Genomic DNA, 1,352 nt, shown 5'->3' on the forward strand with positions numbered 1-1,352 from the left:
TACACCGTGCTGCCGGAGATTGCCGTCGCCAAGGTCAATCCGGACGCGCCGTTCGACAAGATCTGCTATATCGGCTGCGGCGTCACTACCGGCATCGGCGCGGTGATCAACACGGCACAAGTCGAGATCGGCGCCACCGCGATCGTCTTCGGCCTCGGCGGCATCGGCCTCAACGTCATCCAGGGGCTCAGGCTGGCCGGTGCCGACATGATCATCGGCGTCGACCTCAACAACGACAAGAAGGCCTGGGGCGAACGCTTCGGCATGACCCACTTCGTCAATCCGAAGGAAGTGGGCGACGACATCGTCGCCTATCTCGTCAACATGACGAAACGTGGTGCCGACCAGATCGGCGGCGCCGACTACACCTTCGACTGCACCGGCAACACCAAGGTGATGCGCCAGGCGCTCGAGGCCTCGCATCGCGGCTGGGGCAAGTCGGTGGTTATCGGCGTTGCCGGCGCCGGCCAGGAGATCGCCACCCGGCCGTTCCAGCTCGTCACCGGCCGCAGTTGGATGGGCACCGCCTTTGGCGGCGCCCGCGGCCGCACCGACGTGCCTGACATCGTCGACTGGTACCTGGAGGGCAAGATCGAGATCGATCCGATGATCACCCACACCATGGCGCTTGAAGACATCAACACGGGCTTCGAGCTGATGCATTCCGGCGAAAGCATCCGCAGCGTCGTGGTATACTGAGCGCGGGTTCAAGACCGCATCACGAATGCAATCCGCTCATCACATCGCCAAGCGTCCGCCCGGCGATGCCAGTGATCGGCCGGGCATACCGCGCCGGCCATGAAGGAGGAGAAGCCCATGCCAAGCGTAGCGATACATCCATCCCTCGATTCCGGTTTCAAGGCGACCGATGCGGCCTTCTCGGGCGGCACGCTTGTGTGCAACTGCGCGAGCAACCCTGTGAAGGTCCGGATCAAGGGCGACATTGCCCATAACCATGCCTGCGGCTGCACCAAGTGCTGGAAGCCCGATGGTGCGGTCTTCTCGGTCGTCGCCGTCGCGCCGACGGACAATGTCGAGATACTCGAAAACGGCGACAAGCTCGCTGTCGTCGACCCGGCCGCTCTTATTCTGCGCCACGCCTGCAAGGACTGCGGCGTGCACATGTACGGCCCCGTCGAACGGGACCATGCGTTCAAGGGCCTGTCCTTCCTGCATCCTGAACGGTTCCAGGAAACGGGCTGGGCGAAGCCGGGGTTTGCGGCCTTCGTGTCTTCGATCATCGAGAGTGGATACGATCCGGCAAAGATGGATAGTGTGCGTGCCCGGCTGCGCGAATTGGGTCTGGAGCCCTATGACTGCCTCAATCCCGTTCTGATGGACGTTATCGCCAC

General features: G+C 63.0%; 2 protein-coding genes. Both read left to right on the plus strand.

The window, feature by feature from the left end; all coding sequences use genetic code 11:
- A partial coding sequence (locus AC244_RS34740; RefSeq protein ID WP_152976246.1) for a zinc-binding dehydrogenase occupies positions 1-699 on the plus strand: 699 nt, incomplete at its 5' end.
- 117 nt (positions 700-816) lie between these two features.
- On the plus strand, positions 817-1,352 hold a 536-nt coding region (gene gfa / locus AC244_RS34745), incomplete at its 3' end, for an S-(hydroxymethyl)glutathione synthase (RefSeq protein WP_053253361.1).

It is taken from the genome of Ensifer adhaerens (assembly GCF_001270265.1).
GTDB lineage: Bacteria > Pseudomonadota > Alphaproteobacteria > Rhizobiales > Rhizobiaceae > Ensifer > Ensifer adhaerens_B.